The 19,957-nt window shown below is 36.9% G+C and carries 25 protein-coding genes and 1 riboswitch; of the genes, 3 read left to right on the top strand and 22 right to left on the bottom strand.

Going from position 1 to position 19,957, the window contains the following annotated elements; translation table 11 throughout:
* Positions 1-114: 114 nt before the first annotated feature.
* The 9 genes from metQ to ACX5JI_RS14335 form a co-directional block, all read right to left on the bottom strand.
* Entirely contained in the window at positions 115-921 is an 807-nt protein-coding gene (gene metQ, locus ACX5JI_RS14295; protein ID WP_459501705.1) for a methionine ABC transporter substrate-binding lipoprotein MetQ, read from the bottom strand.
* Positions 922-947: 26 nt separating this feature from the next.
* Entirely contained in the window at positions 948-1,613 is a 666-nt protein-coding gene (locus ACX5JI_RS14300) for a methionine ABC transporter permease (protein ID WP_459501706.1), read from the bottom strand.
* A complete protein-coding gene (locus ACX5JI_RS14305) occupies positions 1,606-2,631 on the bottom strand; it encodes a methionine ABC transporter ATP-binding protein (RefSeq protein ID WP_459501707.1) in 1,026 nt (341 codons plus the stop codon). Before ACX5JI_RS14305 ends, ACX5JI_RS14300 begins: the two co-directional genes overlap by 8 nt.
* 228 nt (positions 2,632-2,859) lie before the next feature.
* A riboswitch (SAM riboswitch) is annotated at positions 2,860-2,969 on the bottom strand.
* Between the two features lie 125 nt (positions 2,970-3,094).
* Positions 3,095-3,439 (bottom strand): hypothetical protein, encoded by a 345-nt coding sequence (locus ACX5JI_RS14310; protein ID WP_459501708.1) that lies wholly within the window; start codon positions 3,437-3,439, stop codon positions 3,095-3,097.
* A 152-nt stretch (positions 3,440-3,591) separates the two neighbouring features.
* The gene (locus ACX5JI_RS14315) at positions 3,592-3,900 is read right to left on the bottom strand and encodes a thioredoxin family protein (protein ID WP_459501709.1); all 309 of its coding nucleotides are present in this window, start codon (positions 3,898-3,900) and stop codon (positions 3,592-3,594) included.
* A gap of 3 nt (positions 3,901-3,903) precedes the next feature.
* Positions 3,904-4,248 carry a toprim domain-containing protein gene (locus ACX5JI_RS14320; protein WP_459501710.1) on the bottom strand — a complete coding sequence of 115 codons (345 nt, stop codon included), beginning with the start codon at positions 4,246-4,248 and terminating at the stop codon, positions 3,904-3,906.
* A gap of 317 nt (positions 4,249-4,565) precedes the next feature.
* Positions 4,566-4,949 carry a glycine cleavage system protein GcvH gene (gene gcvH / locus ACX5JI_RS14325; protein ID WP_459501711.1) on the bottom strand — a complete coding sequence of 128 codons (384 nt, stop codon included), beginning with the start codon at positions 4,947-4,949 and terminating at the stop codon, positions 4,566-4,568.
* A gap of 41 nt (positions 4,950-4,990) precedes the next feature.
* Positions 4,991-5,356, bottom strand: a complete 366-nt coding sequence (locus ACX5JI_RS14330; RefSeq protein ID WP_026049293.1) for an arsenate reductase family protein — start codon at positions 5,354-5,356, stop codon at positions 4,991-4,993.
* A gap of 247 nt (positions 5,357-5,603) precedes the next feature.
* A complete protein-coding gene (locus tag ACX5JI_RS14335) occupies positions 5,604-6,134 on the bottom strand; it encodes a hypothetical protein (protein ID WP_459501712.1) in 531 nt (176 codons plus the stop codon).
* A 141-nt stretch (positions 6,135-6,275) separates the two neighbouring features.
* Between ACX5JI_RS14335 and ACX5JI_RS14340 the strand changes: the two genes are divergently transcribed.
* Positions 6,276-6,929: a phosphatase PAP2 family protein gene (locus ACX5JI_RS14340; protein ID WP_459501713.1), complete on the top strand. Its 654-nt coding sequence runs from the start codon at positions 6,276-6,278 to the stop codon at positions 6,927-6,929.
* A 175-nt stretch (positions 6,930-7,104) separates the two neighbouring features.
* Here ACX5JI_RS14340 and ACX5JI_RS14345 read toward each other — a convergent pair whose 3' ends face one another.
* The 7 genes from ACX5JI_RS14345 to ACX5JI_RS14375 form a co-directional block, all read right to left on the bottom strand.
* Positions 7,105-8,118: a PTS sugar transporter subunit IIC gene (locus tag ACX5JI_RS14345; RefSeq protein ID WP_459501714.1), complete on the bottom strand. Its 1,014-nt coding sequence runs from the start codon at positions 8,116-8,118 to the stop codon at positions 7,105-7,107.
* A 20-nt stretch (positions 8,119-8,138) separates the two neighbouring features.
* Positions 8,139-9,089, bottom strand: coding sequence for an L-lactate dehydrogenase (locus tag ACX5JI_RS14350; RefSeq protein WP_459501715.1), 951 nt, complete (start codon positions 9,087-9,089; stop codon positions 8,139-8,141).
* A gap of 242 nt (positions 9,090-9,331) precedes the next feature.
* Positions 9,332-9,580: a spore coat protein gene (locus ACX5JI_RS14355; protein WP_459501716.1), complete on the bottom strand. Its 249-nt coding sequence runs from the start codon at positions 9,578-9,580 to the stop codon at positions 9,332-9,334.
* 13 nt (positions 9,581-9,593) lie between these two features.
* Complete coding sequence (locus ACX5JI_RS14360; protein ID WP_459501717.1) at positions 9,594-9,779, bottom strand: hypothetical protein; 186 nt, start codon at positions 9,777-9,779, stop codon at positions 9,594-9,596.
* A 312-nt stretch (positions 9,780-10,091) separates the two neighbouring features.
* Positions 10,092-11,876 (bottom strand): acyl-CoA dehydrogenase FadE, encoded by a 1,785-nt coding sequence (locus tag ACX5JI_RS14365; protein WP_459501718.1) that lies wholly within the window; start codon positions 11,874-11,876, stop codon positions 10,092-10,094.
* A 158-nt stretch (positions 11,877-12,034) separates the two neighbouring features.
* The gene (locus ACX5JI_RS14370) at positions 12,035-13,210 is read right to left on the bottom strand and encodes an acetyl-CoA C-acetyltransferase (protein WP_459501719.1); all 1,176 of its coding nucleotides are present in this window, start codon (positions 13,208-13,210) and stop codon (positions 12,035-12,037) included.
* A gap of 21 nt (positions 13,211-13,231) precedes the next feature.
* Positions 13,232-15,613, bottom strand: a complete 2,382-nt coding sequence (locus ACX5JI_RS14375; RefSeq protein WP_459501720.1) for a 3-hydroxyacyl-CoA dehydrogenase/enoyl-CoA hydratase family protein — start codon at positions 15,611-15,613, stop codon at positions 13,232-13,234.
* Positions 15,614-15,849: 236 nt separating this feature from the next.
* On the opposite strand from ACX5JI_RS14375, the gene ACX5JI_RS14380 reads away from it, so the two are divergent.
* Entirely contained in the window at positions 15,850-15,996 is a 147-nt protein-coding gene (locus ACX5JI_RS14380; RefSeq protein ID WP_012096049.1) for a YuzL family protein, read from the top strand.
* A 254-nt stretch (positions 15,997-16,250) separates the two neighbouring features.
* Entirely contained in the window at positions 16,251-17,090 is an 840-nt protein-coding gene (locus ACX5JI_RS14385; RefSeq protein WP_459501721.1) for a D-alanyl-D-alanine carboxypeptidase family protein, read from the top strand.
* A 24-nt stretch (positions 17,091-17,114) separates the two neighbouring features.
* Here ACX5JI_RS14385 and ACX5JI_RS14390 read toward each other — a convergent pair whose 3' ends face one another.
* From ACX5JI_RS14390 to ACX5JI_RS14415, 6 genes are all read right to left on the bottom strand, one after another.
* Positions 17,115-18,032: a proline dehydrogenase family protein gene (locus tag ACX5JI_RS14390; RefSeq protein ID WP_459501722.1), complete on the bottom strand. Its 918-nt coding sequence runs from the start codon at positions 18,030-18,032 to the stop codon at positions 17,115-17,117.
* 437 nt (positions 18,033-18,469) lie between these two features.
* The gene (locus tag ACX5JI_RS14395; protein WP_459501723.1) at positions 18,470-18,751 is read right to left on the bottom strand and encodes a hypothetical protein; all 282 of its coding nucleotides are present in this window, start codon (positions 18,749-18,751) and stop codon (positions 18,470-18,472) included.
* On the bottom strand, positions 18,748-18,969 hold the full coding sequence (locus tag ACX5JI_RS14400; RefSeq protein ID WP_459501724.1) for a DUF4176 domain-containing protein: 222 nt from the start codon (positions 18,967-18,969) through the stop codon (positions 18,748-18,750). Before ACX5JI_RS14400 ends, ACX5JI_RS14395 begins: the two co-directional genes overlap by 4 nt.
* A gap of 1 nt (position 18,970) precedes the next feature.
* A complete protein-coding gene (locus ACX5JI_RS14405; protein WP_459501725.1) occupies positions 18,971-19,180 on the bottom strand; it encodes a hypothetical protein in 210 nt (69 codons plus the stop codon).
* Between the two features lie 88 nt (positions 19,181-19,268).
* On the bottom strand, positions 19,269-19,460 hold the full coding sequence (locus tag ACX5JI_RS14410; RefSeq protein WP_459501726.1) for a hypothetical protein: 192 nt from the start codon (positions 19,458-19,460) through the stop codon (positions 19,269-19,271).
* Between the two features lie 108 nt (positions 19,461-19,568).
* Positions 19,569-19,817, bottom strand: a complete 249-nt coding sequence (locus tag ACX5JI_RS14415; RefSeq protein ID WP_459501727.1) for a YusU family protein — start codon at positions 19,815-19,817, stop codon at positions 19,569-19,571.
* Positions 19,818-19,957: the final 140 nt, after the last annotated feature.

The raw sequence follows: 19,957 nt of genomic DNA on the forward strand, positions 1-19,957 counted from the left end.
AATTTTTTCACAAATGTATATAAGTATTTCCTTCACATTCTACTATGATACATCTTTCTTCTTATTTATATAAAGAAAAAAGAGCTGGAGATTTCTCAGCCCTTTTTCAAGTCATTATTCTTTTACAGGAACAACTGTCCCTTTATATTCTTTCTTAATGAAATCTTGAATTTCTTTTGAATGTAACACTTCTACAAGAGCTTTAATTTCTTTTTTATCCTTATCACCTTTACGAACCGCAACAACGTTTGCATATGGAGAATTATTATCTTCAATCGCAATCGCATCTTTCGCTGGATCTAATTTCGCATCAATCGCATAGTTAGAATTAATTAAAACAGCATCGCCTTCTTTATTGTTATACACTTGCGGTAATAAGCCAGGCTCAATGTCCGTTTTGAATTTCAAGTTTTTCGGATTATCCGCAATATCTTTTGGAGTAGCTTTAACTGGGTCTACACCTTCTTTAATTTTTAAAATACCTGCTTTTTGTAAAATGGCTAAACCACGCCCATGGTCAGCAACCGAGTTACTCATAATAATTGTCGCTCCATCTGGAAGTTCTTTTAAACTCTTATATTTTTGAGAATAGACACCAATTGGTTCTAAATGAATTTTCCCTGCAATTTCAAACTTGTAACCTTTATCTTTAATTTCTTTCTCTAAGTACGGAATATGTTGAAAGTAGTTTGCATCTATCTCTTTATCTGCTAACGATTTATTCGGCAATACGTAATCTTGGAATGGTTTAATGTCTAATTCGATTCCTTTTTTCTCAAGTAACGGTTTTGCCTTCTCTAAAATCTCAGCGTGTGGTACGTTAGAAGCACCAACAACAAGCTTATCTTCACTTTTTCCTCCGCAAGCCGCTAACCCAAAAATTGACGTTGTAATAAGTGCTGACAGTAATAATTTTTTCATGTTATAAACACCCTTCCCCTTTTTATTTATCGTTTATCAATTCGAGTTGTAACAAGGTCCCCAATAATCTGAATCAAAAACACAACGAGTAATATGCAAATTGTCGCAACAATTGTTACATCATTATGTCCCCTTTGAAATCCATCTAAATAAGCAAGTGTCCCAAGACCTCCAGCACCGACAACACCTGCCATTGCTGTATAACCTACAAGAGCAATTGTTGTTACTGTAATACCCGATACGAGCGCTGGTAATGATTCTGGTATTAATACTTTCCAAATGATTGTGCTCGTTTTTGCTCCCATTGCTTTTGAAGCTTCAATCACACCTTTATCAATTTCACGAAGCGCGATTTCAACCATCCTTGCATAAAACGGTGCTGCCCCAATAATTAAAGCTGGCAGCGCTGCACTCGCTCCAAGAATTGTTCCAAGAAGAAGCTTCGTAAATGGGATTAATAAAATAATTAAAATGATAAATGGGATCGAGCGGAAAATATTCACAAACGCTCCAATCACAGTATGAACCATCTTGTTTTCCCACAAATTATCTTTTGCTGTCATAAAGAGTAATAATCCTAAAATGAGACCTAAAGCAAATGTAGCAAGCGCTGCAATTGCCGTCATGTATAATGTTTCACCTGTTGCTTCTAGCATTTGATTCCAATCTACGTTTGCAAGTAACTTATCCATGCGCAATCACCTCCAGCTCTACTTGTTCTTGATGAATTCCTTCGATTGCTTGCTGGATTGCAGCCTCTGTACCATTCAAATGAACGACTAAGTTTCCATAAGATCCATTATTTGTTTGTGCAATATTCCCTTGCAGCACACTCACTTCTATATCATCCCGTCTCATCAATCTCTGAAGTACCGGCCGCTCTACAGAATCGCCAATAAACTGCAAACGAATCACTTTACCTTCTGGATATTTCTCTAATAGGCTCTCAATCGTTTCATTCGTATCTTCTGAATCTGTTATTTGTTGTACAAATCGCTTTGTAATCTCCTGCTGCGGGTTACGGAATACATCTAGTACAGGACCTGTCTCTACGATTTTCCCTTTTTCCATTACTGCAACGCGATTACAAATTTTTTGAATGACATGCATTTCATGTGTAATAAGTACAATCGTTAAACCAAGACGTTTATTAATATCTAATAGTAAATCTAAAATTTGATCTGTCGTTTCTGGATCAAGTGCTGATGTCGCTTCGTCGCAGAGGAGTACTTTCGGGTCATTCGCTAATGCTCTTGCAATCCCAACGCGCTGCTTCTGTCCTCCGCTTAGTTGAGACGGATATGCATCGCCTCTTCCTTCCAATCCAACAAGACGAATTAACTCATCCACACGTTTTTTTCTTTGTTCTTTATCTACACCTGCAATTTCAAGTGGAAACGCAATATTTTCACGAACCGTTCGTGACCAAAGTAAGTTGAAGTGCTGAAAAATCATACCAATTTCTTGCCTTGCTTTTCGAAGCTCACTTCCAGTAATCGCTGAAATCACACGATTTGCTATCGTAATTTGTCCGGAAGTTGGTTTCTCTAATTGATTAAACAATCTAATTAAAGAACTTTTCCCAGCGCCACTATATCCAATAACGCCAAAAATTTCACCTTTCTCTATTTTTAAATTGGCATTATCCACAGCAGTGACATCACCACTTTTTGACTTATATATTTTCTTTACATTCTCTAATAAAATCATGATGTTCACCCCTTTTTTAGTTAAAAAGCGTAAGCAGCTCGTTCTGATTTACTCCCACAATTTTTTATTTTTAATGTGAGAATTGCTTAAACCTAACTGTCGCTATAGCTAAATTTCTTGTTAGCTCTTCTTATTATTCGAATGTCCTCCTCATTCAAACAACAAAAAACCTTTCTGCTTTTAGAATGAGCAGAAAGGTTTATATGCGTATATCAACATTATCCCTTCCTCTCATCTCTCAAAGCATTTGCTTTGCAGGAATTGGCACCATTTCAACATAAAAGTTGACGGTTGCCGGGTTTCATAGGGCTCAGTCCCTCCACCTCTCTTGATAAGAGAAATCAGATTGAATTTTCGTCTGATTTAAAATTTATGAAATTGTCTATATTTTATGACTTGAATTGTATCAATATACAACCATTATGTCAATAGAAATTTTCGCAAAAAGAGAAACTTCAGAATATTAAGCCCCGACAGACATTGGTTTACATATATGAAATACAGATTCCAATAATAACATCGTACGATACGTTCCGTTATATTGAACACGCCCACTATTTAAAAGCGTTTGTAATCGTACATTTCCAGTTACTAATCGCCGTAAATCTTCCTCTTGAAAACAAACAAGTTGCTCTGTTCCCCTCGCCTCTTTCAAAAGTTGTATATACTCTCTTGAAATTTGAAGTGAGTAACACTCATCCCTAAAACAAATATTAATTGTCTTCTCTCTTTGGCGTAAAAGTGGCTCGAGGTGATATTGGCTATTGGCATACGTTACAAATGATTGAAGCAACGAATATAATTCCATTCTAGTCACATCCTTCATATCACTTTCTACTACATACCATTCCATCTCCTCAAAGGGCAATCCTGTTACTTTCTCTCGACAAATAATGTAGCACTTCTATCTTTCAAGCATATTTCCCAAGAAATATGTCGAGGCGGCAAAAACTTTGCCGCCTACTGTAATTCTTTATATAAATATTCAACCGAATGAAATGCATATATTTTCTTCATCAGTGCTCCTCTTTCAAATACAAGTAAACAAGGTACACTTTCTATTTCATACTCTCTCGCTAAATAAGGGGCATAGTTTAAATCTAGCATTCCTATTTCTAATTCAGCTATAGTAGCCTCTACCACCGTTAGCATCTTCTTTGCTAATTGGCATGTTCCACACATCGGTGTATATACATATAACACTATTTTTTCTTGGTCTGCTATTAGAGCTGTAGCTTCAGCACCTGTCCACTCAATCACTTCTATCATTCCTTACCGTAAATATTCTGTATAAACGTCGATGTCAGCTCCCCATAATACATTCGCTAAATGCGAAGACGGCGCAGTTGCCACTTCACGATACGAACGATCAATGTAAATATGCTCAGCTTGCGGAAATTCCTTACGAAATTGCTTTCTTAGCTTCTCCCCTGCATCATCTGCATCCACTAGCACATATACTTCTTTATCAAAAAACTGATCAATGAACTCATCCATTTTCGACAAACCAATTGTACCATTTGTACAAACAATTTCCACAGGTTCTCGAATAATAGATTCAATCTTTCTTCTATCTGACTTTCCTTCGACAATAATGACTTTCTCTACATAAACCATATGTCATCACCCGATCACCATGTACTATAAAACAACCTTATTAGTATATAGTATATTCGATATTTTCATGTTGTTTCCTGTTTATTTTTGTAAAGAAGAAAAGCGCAAGCGGCTCGCTCAGAATGTGAGGGGGATGGAGCTTCTGATGTAGAGGCGCTCTTTGCCTCGCAGGAAGACACGAAGCCACCGAACATTCTAGCCGCTGGAGCTAGACAATGAAAAGCGCAAGCGGCTCGCTCAGAATAGGAGGTCGTTGGCTCACAAAATGCAAAACAAAAAGGACAGCACATAGGCTGTCCCTTTTATCTCGACTAAAATTAGTCTTGGTTTGTCATTTCTGCGTATTTTTCTGCAGATAATAACTTCTCTAATTCACTTGCATCAGAAAGTTCAACTTTAACCATCCATGCACCTTCGTATGGAGATTCGTTAACAAGTTCTGGTTGGTCGCTTAAGTCTTCGTTTACTGCTACAACTTTACCACTTACAGGTGCGTATAATTCAGAAACTGTTTTAACAGATTCTACGCTTCCGAATGGCTCGTCAGCTTCAATTGTTGCACCTACTTCAGGAAGTTCAACGAATACGATATCGCCTAACTCACTTTGTGCAAAATGAGTAATACCGATAACAACTTCGTTGCCTTCAGTTTTTACCCATTCGTGTTCTTCAGAGTAACGTAAATGATTTGGAATGCTCATGACTGTACCTCCAGTGAATGTATTAATTATGTAAAAATACCTTATTGGTACTTTTTCCACACACTTTCAAACTGCTCTTCGTTAAAACCAAGTGTTACATTCGTGCCATCTGTTACGATTGGACGTTTAATCAACATGCCGTCAGACGCTAATAGTTCAAACATTTCGTCCTCACTTGCATCCTTTAACTTATCTTTTAAGCCAAGTTCACGGTAACGCATTCCACTTGTATTAAAGAATTTTTTTAATGGCAATTCACTTTTCGCATGTAAATTACGTAAATCTTCTTTTGACGGTGGATTTTCAACAATATGAATCATTTCATATGCTACATCGTTTGCCTCAAACCATTTCTTTGCTTTTTGACATGTGCCACACTTTGGATATGAATAAAATGTTACTGTCATAAATTCACCTACTTTTTACTAACCTTTATCTTTATCATATAGAAAACATTCTCTTATTTCAAACGATTCTTCTCCAAACTCTAACTTATTTCGTGATAATTTTCTTTTATCCTGCAAATTTTTCGCATTTTTCCGCCATTTCTATATATAAAATTTTTTCTCTCGATTTACGGTTGCACCCGAACATATATGTTAAACAAACGTTTGATTAAATAAAAAAAGAAGCAGCTCCTAAATCAAGAGCTCCTTACTGCCTACTCAAATAATCCGCAATCGTTTGAAATACTGTTATATACATATTGTGAATACTTTGCTCTGAAAAGGTATCATTATATAATCCCATCCCCCAATACTGGCCTGTGCTTCTTCCAGCGTTTACAAACCCTTGCGTATACATCATTGCCCCATCTTTCGGTGCATTACTATAATCTAAATCTTTATTAGTAAAAATTATATACGGTCGATCCTTTAAGCCAATAAAAAACACTGGCTTTTTTAAGTTTAAAAATAAGTCCGTATATTTTTCTGTTGATGCTTCTTCAAAATATTCTTTCATAACGAGAAATCCATCAACCTCCTCAGACTTCTCCTTCATTTCTTCTAACTTTACATTTACAAACTTTATATTTCTAAATGTATCCTTGGGCGCCTCGCCGACAACTCCAACCTTTAGTGCCCTCCCGTTATACTCTTGGATAGGCGGCACATTCTTCTTTTCACAACCCGCTCCCACTAGACAGAACAATATGAGAACTAACAGCCCCCACAAACGTTTCATATCTAACCCCTCCATTCAAAGTCAAGTGACAAAAATGTAAGGTTCATTTAAGAAAATGTAAGTAAAATCAATAGCCCCTTTAGAGTTTCTATATTATAATCAACAAGGTTTACTTATATTACTAAACACTAGGAGATCATCATGAAAAAATATAAGCTTTCATCTTTTCTTCCATTAAGTTATATACTTCTACTCGTACTCGTAAGCCCCCTTTACGATGTACTCAATAAATCTGGAACACACGCTGTTAATGTTACAACAGTAATTGATGATTGGATTCCATTTGTAAAGGCATTTATCATTCCATATTTACTTTGGTTTCCATATCTATATGGAGCACTCATTTATTATTGTTTCGCTAATCGAAAACAGTACTATATAACATTAAGCGGCGTTATTCTTGGAAAACTCGCATGCTTTTCGATCTATTATTTTTGGCAAACAACAGTACCTCGTCCTACTGTAGTAGGAACAGATGTATTTTCTAGCTTAGTTCGCTATATTTATAGTATCGATCAACCGGTAAACTGTTTTCCTAGCATCCACGTTCTCACAACATTTGTGATTATGCTAGCGGCTTATAAGCGAAGAGAGCAACATAAGTGGGAATATTCAATTCTTACTTTCTTTGGTACTCTCATTATCTTATCGACTCTATTTACAAAGCAACACGCTTTCTTAGATGCCGTTTCAGGTATAGCATTGGCGAGCACATTATACTTCGGTGTGCAATTATTATTAGTTAACAGAAAAGAAACTGTTACGGTTCCAGTAAAACAAACATATAAAATATGAATTAAAAAAATGACATAAAACCATTCTTTTTAGGTGGGAGAGAGCATCCGGCCATGCATAGCAGCGGGCTATGTGTCGAAAAGTCAAAATGGATTTATATATAATATAACTAAAAAGCAGACTGTAGCTTCTTCAGTCTGCTTTTATCTATAGAAAGGAGATTTGGGATCATGATTCAAGATTGTGGCACAGTCATGTCGCCAGAATGGATGCGACCTGCTTTTTTTAATGCAATGTAAATAATATAAGAAACAGCTACTGGAATTATGATATAAGTGATGACCATGGCTGGTACAACACCGACCCCTTGGCTAGAAATCAAATTAATTGGTGCAATAAAAGAACTTAATCCGAGACCTGCAATTTCTTTACCTGCTTCCAGTTGAAAAATCAGTGCAGATACAGGACCCACAATTGCGCTGGCAACGACAGTTGGGACGAGAATCATTGGATTTTTAGTAATATTCGGCAACTGTACTTTCGGAGTACAAAGTGCCTGTGCTAAAATACCGCCTAAATTGTTCTCTTTTGCAGAGATAACAGAAAATCCGATAAATTGAGCAACACATCCTGCAAGTGCCGCCCCGCCTGCAACACCATCTAGGCTAAGTGCAATTGCTAGAGCGGCAGATGAAGCTGGAGAAATAAGTAATAGTCCCCAAACAACTGCAAGTACAATAGAAGCAATAAATGGACTACCAGCTGAGCTATCTTTAATAAATGCGCCGACTGTATTTAAGACAGGGCTAATATGTTGAGCCAACCAAATGCCAACTAAACCAGAACCTAATATTGCCGCAAATGGAACAAGCATCATATCTACAGCTGTTTTTCCGCTTAATCGTTTACCGATATACACTGCTAAAGTTGCTGTTAATAACGCACCAATCGGTTCACCAGTTTTAATGATTAAACCAGCTTCAGTAATTGAAATGGATCCTGCTCCAATCGCCCCGGCAACCATCGCTGAGAAAATGACAAGTCCATTTGCTCCAAGCATGAAAGCAATCCCTGCTCCAATTGCTGGTGCCATAAGTGATTTTGCAACAACTCCAATTGTAATCAACATCGGAATATCAACAATTCTCCCTATATTTTCGATAAGTAAACCAATTCCAAGGGATACGAAAATACCTTGTGCAATTCCGGCAGAACCTTTAAAGACACGAGACATTATATATTTCTTCATTTGTTTCACCTTCTCCTAGTTTAGTAACCGATTATTTTCATATAGTCACGTAAAATATCATTTGATTGTGCGAAGCGGCTTTCTTCAGCTTCTGTTAAGTTGAGTTCTACAATCTCTTTCACACCTTCTCTTGTAATAACCCCTGGTACACCTGTACAAAGATTATATTCGCCATATTCACCATCTAAAATTGTTGAAACAGCAATTACGCGATGATCATCATTAAAGATAGAGCTTGCTATATAAGCGAGTGAGTTACCAATGCCGTAATAAGTAGTTCCTTTACGTTTGTAAATTTCCCAACCAGCTTTGGCAGTTTTCTCCACAATGTCATCTAAACTAATTTCGCTGAAACGTTCTTTTTGTTCATCTAAAATTTGTAAAATTGGTTTTCCGCCAACTGTAACATGTGACCAAGCAACCATTTGAGAATCACCATGTTCCCCTAATGAGTAACCGTGAATACTACGAGGATCCACTTCAAGCATTTCAGATAAAATTGTTCTTAAACGTGAAGAGTCTAAAGATGTTCCTGTACCAAGCACGCGATTTCTTGGTAAGCCAGACAATTTCCAAACTTGATAAGTAATAATGTCAACTGGGTTTGATGCGATTAAGAAAATGCCATCAAATCCACTTGCCATTACGTCTTCCACAACACTTTCCATAATCTTCGCGCTTGCCCCTAAAGTATCTAAACGACTTTGTCCTGGTTTTGGCGCTGGCCCTGCTGTAATAATGGCAATGTCCATATCTTTGCAGTCTTCATAATGGCCTGCATATACTTTTGTTCTTGTATTTGTAAAGTTAACGCAGTGTGATAAATCCATTGCTTCACCAACTGCACGTTCATGATTTATATCAATTAATACTAGTTCCTCACAGATTCCTTGATTCACAATTGAATACGCACAGCTTGATCCGACTAATCCAGTACCAATAATTGCGATTTTTCTTGTATTTCTATTCATAAGAACCTCTCCTAAGTCATTATGTAATATTTGTTCTTTACACTTATTATTATAAAGGTTCTCACTGTAGAAACCATGGATACTTTGTGAAATATTGAACATTCATATGTATATTTTGTGAAATGCTACACTATATTTTCATCATATTTGTTACAACTCAAAAAATATTTCTCTCATATACATTGATATATACAAATACAAAAACGAGTGAATCATTACCTACATTCACTCGTTTTTCCATATTACTGTGCACTTAATTGACTTTTCAATTGCTGTACAATCATTGGGTTTGCCGGGGCTGCTGGTTGATAATAGTTCTTTTGCTTAGCATACTCATATAAATTACGTTGACGCATTTCATCTTGATTACGAATTTGAATTAACGTTTGATGTAACTGCTCGTTATCCGATTGTGCAATGTAATTTGCATAACTTGTTAAACTTGCATTAAGTCCCGCTAAATAATCATTTACCATATCTTTTTCATTCATATCCCGCTTCCTCCTATCCTAAAAAAGTCATTAATTGCTGCTTCGTATTTCTCGCATCTTGCGCATCCTTTTGCAACATTTGCTTGAGCTGCGGGTCCGTACAGCCTTGGGCATACTGCTCCAATTTATTAATAATCGTCGCATGTCCACCAATTAAATGGCGTAAATTTTCCACTTCAAGTTCTGTTAAATTATGCATCGAACATACCTGCCTTTCTTTGTGCATTCCTCGTTTAGTATTTCGTTCTTTTTGAATCGTATGCATGAAAAATCATGGCACATTATATTCGTTTTTTCGCATAAAATAGTAAATGAAATTTTATCGACGATTTTTCAAATATATCGATCGTTTCTCATCATATATCGGCGCAAATTGAAATATATCAGCGATTCGACAAAGGATATCGACTAACCAGCAAAAAACGACAAAAAACAGGAGCCCCTAGCTCCTGTTTCCCAACACTCTGAAAAAGCAGTAGCCACAAACATGGCTACTGCTTTCCCTTACTTATTAAACTGTATAACGCTCATCCTCTAACACTTTCGCAGCAATTTCACGTTTCTTCGGAATTACGTTCAGCGGTGTGTGACGAGTGAATTTGCGAAGCGCTGATAACATCATACGCAGCATATCACCACTTTCAACTGCGATAATTGTTTCTTTCGCATCTGCTTCAATTTGGTTGAACGCTTCTTGGCAGAATACTTCAGTGTATAATACTTTTTGTTTATTCTTTTCAAGACCCGTTTCTTTGATTGCTTTTTCTGTACGAAGCAGCGCAGATTCCATTGCATATAAGTTGCTTACGATATCCGCAATGTTAACAAGAACTTCTTGCTCTTTATCTAATGCTTTACCGTATTTTTGAGCAGCTAATCCAGCTACCATTAAACCGATTTTCTTCGCGTTCTTTACTAAATATTTTTGAAGTGCTAATGGCTCATCGCCTACTTCTTCTGGCATCATCATCATTAACTCTTCTTGTAATTTTTGCGCTTTTTGCAGAAGTGGTAATTCACCTTTCATTGCTTTACGTAAGAACGTACCTGGTACGATTAAGCGGTTAATTTCGTTCGTTCCTTCGAAAATACGGTTAATACGAGAGTCGCGATACATTCTTTCAATCTCGTATTCTGCCATAAATCCGTAACCACCATGGATTTGAACACCTTCATCTACTACGTAGTCTAATACTTCAGAACCGAATACTTTATTTAAAGAGCACTCAATTGCATATTCAGCAATTGAAGCTGCGACAGCTTTGCCATCTTTTACTTCTTCTTCTGATAATGTGCTCATGCGGCTTTCAAATAAGCCAACTGTACGGTATACAGAACTTTCCGCTGCATAAATTTTCGCTGCCATGTTCGCAAGTTTTTCTTGAATTAACGGGAAGCGAGCGATTGGTTGTTTAAACTGTTGACGCTGATTTGCATACTGTGCTGAAAGTTCTAACGCACGTTTGGAAGAACCTACTGTACCAACACCTAATTTATAACGACCAATATTTAAAATATTAAAGGCAATGATATGGCCTTTTCCAATTTCACCAAGTACATTTTCTTTCGGCACTAATGCATCTTCTAAAATTAATGTACGAGTTGACGAACATTTAATCCCCATTTTCTTTTCTTCAGGGCTTGTAGATACACCTGGATATTCTTTCTCTACGATAAATGCTGAGAAGTGCTCACCATCTATTTTTGCGTATACGATGAATACATCAGCAAACGCTGAATTTGTAATCCATTGTTTTTCGCCGTTTAGAACGTAATGTGTACCTTCTGCATTTAAACGCGCTGTTGTTTTTGCACCTAATGCATCAGACCCAGAACCTGGCTCAGTTAATGCGTATGCCGCAAGCTTTTCACCTGTTGCAAGTGGTGGTAAATACTTCTTCTTTTGCTCTTCGTTACCAAATAATACGATTGGTAATGATCCAATCCCAACGTGCGCACCGTGTGTAATTGCAAAACCGCCAGCGCGAGAGAATTTCTCTGCGATTAATGCTGAACTTACTTTATCAAGACCAATTCCGCCGTACTCTTCTGGCACATCAGCGCCTAATAGACCAAGCTCTCCAGCTTCTTTTAATAAGCGGACAGAGCGATCAAACTCATGCTGCTCTAAATATTCAAGCTCTGGGAGAACTTCATTTACGATAAAGTCCTCTGTTGTTTTCGCTATCATTTTATGCTCATCAGTGTAATCCTCTGGTGTAAATACTTGATCAATCGTAATCTCATCAACTAAAAAGCTACCGCCTTTTACTGCATTTCCCACTGTTTTTTCCATGAAAATTTCCTCCTTCATATTTTCGTAAGCCGCTTCCCTCATTTTGAGAAAAGTCGGCTCTCCCTTTATTTTTCATACCCTTTTGTTGCTTCCATTTTTTATTTAATCTAGTTCCGGTGGCTTCGCTTCATATTCTGAACGAACCGCTTCTACTTTTTTTATAGTAATTCAAACACTCCAGCAGCTCCCATGCCGCCGCCAATACACATTGTTACAATACCGAACTGCTGGTTGCGGCGTTTCATTTCATGAATAAGAGTTAATGTTAGTTTCGCTCCTGTACAGCCAAGTGGATGACCAAGTGCGATTGCGCCGCCATTTACGTTTACTTTTTCTTCATCTAATCCAAGTTCACGAATAACTTGGATTGATTGAGAGGCGAATGCTTCATTTAGTTCAAATAGGCCAATATCAGATAGTTCTAATCCTGCTAGTTTTAACGCTTTTGGAATTGCCGCAATTGGACCAATTCCCATTACTTCTGGTGGTACACCCGCTACTGCAAAGGAGCGGAATTTCGCAAGTGGCTTCATGCCATCGCTCACTGCTTTTTCACGATCCATAAGAAGGACAGAGGCTGCCCCGTCACTCATTTGTGAAGAGTTACCAGCTGTTACAGAACCGCGAACGTTAAAGGCTGGACGTAATTTTCCTAAGATGTCTAACGTTGTCTCTGCTCTTACGCCTTCATCTTGTGCGAATGTAATTGTTTCTTCTTGAATCTTGTTATTACTTGTAATTGTACGAAGTGTTACATCAACCGGCACTGTTTCGTCGGCAAATTTCCCTTCAGCTAATGCCTTTGCCGCACGCTGGTGACTTCTTACCGCAAACGCATCTTGCTCCTCGCGAGAAATCCCATATTTCACAGCAACTTGCTCCGCTGTATGTCCCATGCCCATATAATATTCTGGCGCCCCTTCTACAAGGCGGCTATTTGGACGAACGACGTGACCCATCATTGGCACTAAACTCATAGATTCAGCTCCGCCAGATAATACCGCTTCAGAATGACCAAGCATAATGCGTTCTGCACCGTAAGCGATACTTTGTAATCCTGAAGAACAGTAACGGTTAATTGTAATCGCTGGAACGTCATAAGATAGTCCCGCTAATCCGCCGATATTACGCGCCATATTTAAACCTTGTTCTGCTTCTGGCATCGCACAGCCAAAAATTAAATCATCAATTGGTCCTTCATAATTATTTGCACGCTTTAACGTCTCTTTTACTACTAATGCTCCTAAATCATCCGGACGAACTGTTTTCAATGAACCTCTCTTTGCTTTACCAATTGGCGTTCTTGCTCCCGCAACAATGACAGCTTCTCTCATGAACGATATCTCCCCTCGTTATTAGTTACGTAATGGCTTTCCTTTTACAAGCATGTGCTGCATTCTTGCTTGTGATTTCATCTCACTTACTAAACTGATAAATGCTTCACGCTCTACATCTAATAAATATTGCTCATCAACTTCTGTTCCGTACGGTACTTTTCCGCCAGCAATGACATATGCAAGTTTTTTCGCAATGTGCAGATCATGCTCGGAAATGTAACCAGATAAGTGCATTGCTTCAGCTCCAAGTAAAAGCGTTGCATATCCTGTTTCACCGACAACTGGTACCTTTTTACGAATCGGCGCTTTATAGCCCGCTTCATATAAAGCAAGTGCTTTTTGTTTTGCATCATATAATAAGTGATCGCCATTCACACTAATACCATCTTTATCGCCTAAGAAATTATGAGAAACTGCTTCTTGTGCAGATGTTGAAACTTTCGCCATCGCAACTGATTCGAACACTTTATTCGCAACTTTTTGCAAGTCAAACTCTACACCGTTTGCCATCTTGTTTAAATGTTTCATATATAGTTCCTTATTACCGCCACCGCCAGGGATTAAGCCAACCCCAACTTCTACTAGTCCCATGTACGTTTCGCTAGAAGCTTGAATGCTAGCTGCTGGTAAACAAACTTCAGTGCCACCGCCAAGTGTCATGCCATATGGCGCTGCAACAACCGGCTTAGAGCTATACTTAATTTTCATCATTGCATCTTGGAAGTTTTTCACGACCCACTCAATTTCAAAGTAGTTATCATCTTGTGCTTCCATTAAAATCATCGCTAAGTTTGCACCAACGCAGAAGTTCTTCGATTGGTTTCCAATTACAAGCCCTTTATAATTTTTTTCAACTTCGTCAACAGCGTAGTTAATCATTTGTGTAATGTCCATACCGATCGCATTGCTCTTTGAATGGAATTCTAAGCAAAGAATGCCATCTCCTAAATCGATTAAGCTTGCACCACTATTTTTCTTTAATACGCCATTTTTCTCTTTTAATTGTTTAAGAGAAATTGCTTTTTTATTGCGTTCAATTAATTTGTATTCGCTATTATCGTAGTAATAGCTTTCACCGTTATCATGTTTATAGAAAGTGCTAAACCCTTTCTCTAACATGTCTTTCACCCATGCCGGAACAACTTTTCCATCCTCTTCCATCTTTTGAACAGATTTTTCTACGCCAATTGCATCCCAAATTTCAAATGGTCCTTGCTCCCAGCCAAATCCCCACTTCATCGCTTGGTCAATTGCAACAATGTCATCTGCAATTTCTTTATGAAGCTTCGCTGAATATAACAAAGTTGGCGTGATGATATTCCATAATAGTTCTCCCGCACGATCTTTCGCGTATACAAGCGCTTTCAATTTGTTTGCTAATCCTTTTTCCTGTTTGCTTAACTCTACGGATGCAGCTTTTAATTTTTTACGCGCCTCGTATTCCATCGTTTCAGGATTTAATTCTAAAATCTCTTTTCCTTGTTTTAAGAAGAAACCTTGGCCTGTTTTACTTCCAAGCCATTTCTTATTTAACATGTCATGCATGAAAGCTGGTACTTTAAATACATCGCGTTCTTCTTCTTGTACGTTTTCATATACATTGTTCGCAACGTGAACAAACGTATCTAAACCAACAACATCTAACGTACGGAACGTTGCGCTCTTTGGACGACCAATTAATGGACCTGTTACAGAATCAACTTCTCCGACGCTATAGCCGCGTTTGATCATCTCTTGCAACGTTACAAGTAAGCCGTACGTACCGATGCGATTCCCGATAAAGTTTGGTGTATCTTTTGCGATAACAACGCCTTTTCCAAGAACATCTTCGCCAAATAATTTCATAAAGTTTAATACTTGTGGATCTGTTTCTTTTGTCGGTATAATCTCTAGAAGTTTTAAATATCGTGGTGGGTTAAAAAAGTGCGTTCCTAAGAAGTGTTTTTGGAAGTCGTCTGAACGACCTTCTGCCATTTTTTCAACAGAAATACCTGATGTATTTGAGCTCACAATCGAGCCTGGTTTACGAACAGCATCTACTTTTTCAAATAGTTTCTTTTTAATGTCTAAGTTTTCAACAACAACTTCAATAATCCAATCTACATCAGCAAGACGCGCAATATCATCTTCTAAATTACCTGCTTCAATTAGTGCCAAATTATCTTTCACTGTAAGAGGAGCTGGTTTTTGTTTCACTAGTTTTTGTAGTGCCCCATTACTAAAACGATTTCTTACACTTTTATGTTCTAATGTAAGCCCCTTCGCTTCCTCTTCTTTCGTAAGCGCCTGTGGCACAATATCAAGCAATAATGTTGGTATACCGATATTCGCTAAGTGTGCTGCAATCCCTGAACCCATTACGCCAGAACCGAGAACAGCAGCCTTTTTAATTTGGAACATCCATTTCTCCCCCTATTCTTGAATGAATGCTCATTCAATTTTTCGACATAAGTCGCAATCAATGAGTGAGCCTCTACTAATAAATATATGATACTGTTTCAATTTTCGCAATATATTTATTGATAAAATTTTCTGAAATAAGTATTTTTCTTTTATTTGGGCACTTTATAACTGTGTATTTCTTAATAGAATACGCTTTTTTCTTTTTATACTTTGATGAAACTGGAGGCATATATATGGCGAAACTGAAAAAAGATCCATCAAAAGCAGGTGTTAGCGCAGCTAGTGTAACAGGCAATGCAGGACCGACTGATCGCGGCATTGAAAAAGGTCGCCAAGGAAATAACCAACAATATAAAAAGCACAATATGGGTGAAAAATAACGCGATATGCGCTTGTTCAAAAAGGAAGATAAAGGGAGCCGAGCAGTTCGAAGCGCGGAAGCCGGAAGTAGGCGAAGTGTAGGTGGAACTACATGAGTACCGGACTGGCGATGTAACGAAGAAAGCGGACGCCCATCTTTACCGGAATTTTTGAACTTCCGCTATATTTTTGGGCAGAGAACGTGGCATAATGAGTATTGGGCCGCTTTTTCTGCCCCATTTATTTGTATACATAAAAAAGAGGGATTGAAATAATGAAACGAACAATAGTCATAATTGTGATGATTGCCTCACTATTTACAAGTATGATTTTCTTCTCTTATGCACAAAGACAAACAAACGAGAGAGAGAATCAGCCTGCTATTGCAGGGAAATACGCCGTTACGATAGATGCTGATACTGGTGAAATTCTATATGGAAAGCGAGAACAAGAACGCTCTCATCCAGCTAGCGTAGCAAAAATGATGACAACCCTTCTTTTACTAGAGAATGTGAAAAAAGAGGAAGAAATTACAGTTACAGAAAACGCGATAACAACGGAGAGTCAAAGTAAGAAAATTAAACTGCGTGCAGGCGAAAAATTAAAACGAGATGAAGCATTGAAACTAATGCTAATTATTAGCGCTGATCCGATTTCTGAATCCATTGCTGAACATATTGCTGGATCAAAAGACGAGTTCGTCAAAATGATGAATAAACGAGCGAGAGAACTTGGGACAAAACATGCCACTTTTAAAAATGCGAGCGGTGCTGACGCAATTGGTAATAAAGTATCACCTTACGACATCGCAATCATTACGAAAGAAGCTTTAAAATATCCAATTGTGCTAGATTATATGAATTCAACTCGTACAACATTACATACTTCAGAGCGCACAGAAAAACTTGCAAACTATGGACGCGAGGAACTTTACGATGATCCATATGCAATTGGAAGTAAAAGCGGTTTATCTACTTTAGGACGTTACACTGCCATCACAGTCGATGAAAAAGATGGAAAGCGCGTTATTAACGTTGTCTTTTCTTCTAGTCGTACAGAGTTGTACCCTGATACAAAAAAGATGGCACATTATGCACTTGAGCAACTAAAATAACCAAGGAGTATGTCATCTCCTTGGTTATTTTTTTACCATTCCTTTTAAAACGAACGCAACGTTTGCTGGTCGTTCTGCTAGACGGCGCATGAAATAGCCATACCAATCATTTCCATACGGCACATAAACACGCATTTTGTATCCTTCTTTTACAAGTTCAAGCTGACGTTCTGTACGAATACCATATAACATTTGGAATTCAAATTGATCACGTGAAATATTATGTTCTTCAGCAAGTTTCTTTGTATATTCAATAATTGCCTCATCATGTGAAGCGATTGCAGTATAATTTCCATTTAATAAGTGCATTTTAATAATTTTTTTATAATTGTCATCTACATCTTTCTTATCCGGGAACGCTACTTCTTCAGGTTCTTTATAAGCCCCTTTTACAAGACGTAGATTCGGACTATATGCATTTAAATCCTCGATGTCTTTCTCTGTACGATATAGGTAAGCTTGAATAACGGTACCGATATTATCGTATTCAGATTTCAATTGTTTAAAGATTTCAATTGTCTTCCCGCAGCGTGTATAGTCTTCCATATCAATGGTAACAAACACACCATTTTCTTTTGCCGCCTCTAAAATACGGCGCATATTATTCAGTACGATTTCATCTGAGATATCTAACCCCATAGAAGTCATTTTTAAAGAAAGCTGTGAATCAAGTTTCTCGCGTCCAATTGCGCGAATTGCTTCAATCGATTGGTCCGCCATTTCATTTGCTTCTGCTTCATTGTCAACGAACTCACCTAAATAATCGATTGTCACACAAAGACCTTGTTTGTTTAATTGCTTAATAGCAGCCGCCGCTAAATCGATTGTCTCCCCTGCAACAAAGCGTCCTGCACCAAAGCGTAAACCATATTTCTTAGCAAGTTTTGTTAGCGCTTTATTTTTTGACAAAAAAAGAAACGAATTGCGCATTAATTGTTCCATGTACTTCACCCCTATGACTGTACTTTGTCTGTTTTTTACCCCTCTTTAGAATTATATCATTGTTTAAAATTATTTGATACAAATAATTATTTAGATAATTTACAAAATACTATAATAATGTTCAAAATCCTGATTTGTCGCTTTTTTGCACGCAAAAAAATTTTTCGACATTTAGAAAAAATCGAGAAAAATAGGTCAGTGGAAGAAATTGAAATTAAAATTCGACACGCTCCATCAAACTTCCTATTTCGCCCAACAAATTATATAAAAATATTAATACAATACAAACTCTTATAAATACAAATAGAAAAAGACCACTTATTTTGAAGTGACCCCAAAAAGTTAGACACGTTATTTCATTAGGCGTTTCATGCCTTTTAGTTTTTCCTTAATTCTTTTATGATTATAGAAATGTCTTTTCTTTAAATATATATGTATCAAGATTTATATTTTTTCACTGTACAAGGAATAGTTACAATATATAAATCTATAGCATAAATTGTAACTAAAATTCCCTTTCCTTCAGCTTCTAACTTTTTATTTAGTTGAGATAAATGCTCTGAAACTTTTCTTTTCCCCCATCTTCTAGGAAACCATTGAAAAACCTCAGGAACATTATATTTCTTGTTATACCACACATTCAATCGCCAAAAAACGAAAAAAAACGAGACAATAGTTATAATACAAAAAATATCAAAATATGACATTCCTAAAATCATATTATATATTCTACCTTTCCACTAGAAATAGCTTCATGATTCAAAAGAAAGTTATACTCAGAAAAAATATTACCATGAGGAAAATAACAACATACATAATCCCATATTTTGTTCGTTTCAGAGTCCATCTGTTTTCTTCCATAAATCATTAATGGATGTTCCCAATCTTTAAACATTACAACAGAACCTATTGGAAGTAATTCTAAATTTTGTTCCATCTTATTTTCCCCTTCTTAAAATAGCTTTTTTTATAATAAAATAAGTAATAGAAAATAATAAAAAAGTACCAATTATACCAAAAACTGCAACTGAAATATTACCTGCTAATGTTTCATTCGGATCTAATGCATTAGGTAAAATTGTACCAAAAATTGCAATACAAGCTAATATAATCATAAGATATTTAAAATTTTTCACTTTTTTATTCATACTAATTATCTCCTTTATTCCTTAACAGTAACTTCTAAACCAAATCCCCATAAAGCCTACAACAATCCTTCTTTAACAATATTTAGCCTTATCTATATTTCAAATCCTTTTCGGCGTTTTGAACCTCTTGTCTATCTGTTGTCACTTCTTCCGCTTTGTATTTCGTTTTCGGATCGCCAAAAATAAGCATCATCAACATAAATGTAGTAAAAGCGCCAACTACGACAATTGCGCACCATCCGATATACTCCCAAACCTTTGACTTCTTTTCAGCATCCACTTTCATTTCTCCCCTTATATATAAATTTAAATAAATAATATCAAACATATAAATTGTACAATGTCATATTATGTCGAAGATAATAAAAAACCACTCTATGAGTGGCTTTTAGTCTTTATGGTTACGATGTTCCTCATTTAACTTCTTAATACTAGAAATTAACTGGACCATCTCTTCTTTTGCATCTGGATACGTCTCATTCCAATGCTTCACTAAAGCTGGCATTGTTTTCGCAATGTACGAATACATCGCCCACTTTTGTACTTGTTCTTTTCTCTCTTCGTTGCTTTCTCCTAACAATAATTCTGTATACTTTTCCAATAAACCATCAAACTGTTCATTAAATTCTTCACTCATTTCTACTCTCTCCTTTACTATATAAATCCAATTTAATTTTCTAACAGATACATTATGGTTATGAAGAACAAATAGAGACCTTCACTCATTTTCTCCTTTTGTTTTCACATGGAATGGGGCTAAAAAAGGCACTGACCGCT

Source organism: Bacillus sp. C1 (assembly GCF_054570475.1).

Coding starts and splice junctions, on each gene's coding strand:
- metQ (WP_459501705.1), bottom strand. CDS start 921: ATGAAAAAATTATTACTGTCAGCACTTATTACAACGTCAATTTTTGGG.
- ACX5JI_RS14300 (WP_459501706.1), bottom strand. CDS start 1,613: ATGGATAAGTTACTTGCAAACGTAGATTGGAATCAAATGCTAGAAGCA.
- ACX5JI_RS14305 (WP_459501707.1), bottom strand. CDS start 2,631: ATGATTTTATTAGAGAATGTAAAGAAAATATATAAGTCAAAAAGTGGT.
- ACX5JI_RS14310 (WP_459501708.1), bottom strand. CDS start 3,439: ATGGAATTATATTCGTTGCTTCAATCATTTGTAACGTATGCCAATAGC.
- ACX5JI_RS14315 (WP_459501709.1), bottom strand. CDS start 3,900: ATGATAGAAGTGATTGAGTGGACAGGTGCTGAAGCTACAGCTCTAATA.
- ACX5JI_RS14320 (WP_459501710.1), bottom strand. CDS start 4,248: ATGGTTTATGTAGAGAAAGTCATTATTGTCGAAGGAAAGTCAGATAGA.
- gcvH (WP_459501711.1), bottom strand. CDS start 4,949: ATGAGCATTCCAAATCATTTACGTTACTCTGAAGAACACGAATGGGTA.
- ACX5JI_RS14330 (WP_026049293.1), bottom strand. CDS start 5,356: ATGACAGTAACATTTTATTCATATCCAAAGTGTGGCACATGTCAAAAA.
- ACX5JI_RS14335 (WP_459501712.1), bottom strand. CDS start 6,134: ATGAAACGTTTGTGGGGGCTGTTAGTTCTCATATTGTTCTGTCTAGTG.
- ACX5JI_RS14340 (WP_459501713.1), top strand. CDS start 6,276: ATGAAAAAATATAAGCTTTCATCTTTTCTTCCATTAAGTTATATACTT.
- ACX5JI_RS14345 (WP_459501714.1), bottom strand. CDS start 8,118: ATGAAGAAATATATAATGTCTCGTGTCTTTAAAGGTTCTGCCGGAATT.
- ACX5JI_RS14350 (WP_459501715.1), bottom strand. CDS start 9,089: ATGAATAGAAATACAAGAAAAATCGCAATTATTGGTACTGGATTAGTC.
- ACX5JI_RS14355 (WP_459501716.1), bottom strand. CDS start 9,580: ATGAATGAAAAAGATATGGTAAATGATTATTTAGCGGGACTTAATGCA.
- ACX5JI_RS14360 (WP_459501717.1), bottom strand. CDS start 9,779: ATGCATAATTTAACAGAACTTGAAGTGGAAAATTTACGCCATTTAATT.
- ACX5JI_RS14365 (WP_459501718.1), bottom strand. CDS start 11,876: ATGGAAAAAACAGTGGGAAATGCAGTAAAAGGCGGTAGCTTTTTAGTT.
- ACX5JI_RS14370 (WP_459501719.1), bottom strand. CDS start 13,210: ATGAGAGAAGCTGTCATTGTTGCGGGAGCAAGAACGCCAATTGGTAAA.
- ACX5JI_RS14375 (WP_459501720.1), bottom strand. CDS start 15,613: ATGTTCCAAATTAAAAAGGCTGCTGTTCTCGGTTCTGGCGTAATGGGT.
- ACX5JI_RS14380 (WP_012096049.1), top strand. CDS start 15,850: ATGGCGAAACTGAAAAAAGATCCATCAAAAGCAGGTGTTAGCGCAGCT.
- ACX5JI_RS14385 (WP_459501721.1), top strand. CDS start 16,251: ATGAAACGAACAATAGTCATAATTGTGATGATTGCCTCACTATTTACA.
- ACX5JI_RS14390 (WP_459501722.1), bottom strand. CDS start 18,032: ATGGAACAATTAATGCGCAATTCGTTTCTTTTTTTGTCAAAAAATAAA.
- ACX5JI_RS14395 (WP_459501723.1), bottom strand. CDS start 18,751: ATGATTTTAGGAATGTCATATTTTGATATTTTTTGTATTATAACTATT.
- ACX5JI_RS14400 (WP_459501724.1), bottom strand. CDS start 18,969: ATGGAACAAAATTTAGAATTACTTCCAATAGGTTCTGTTGTAATGTTT.
- ACX5JI_RS14405 (WP_459501725.1), bottom strand. CDS start 19,180: ATGAATAAAAAAGTGAAAAATTTTAAATATCTTATGATTATATTAGCT.
- ACX5JI_RS14415 (WP_459501727.1), bottom strand. CDS start 19,817: ATGAGTGAAGAATTTAATGAACAGTTTGATGGTTTATTGGAAAAGTAT.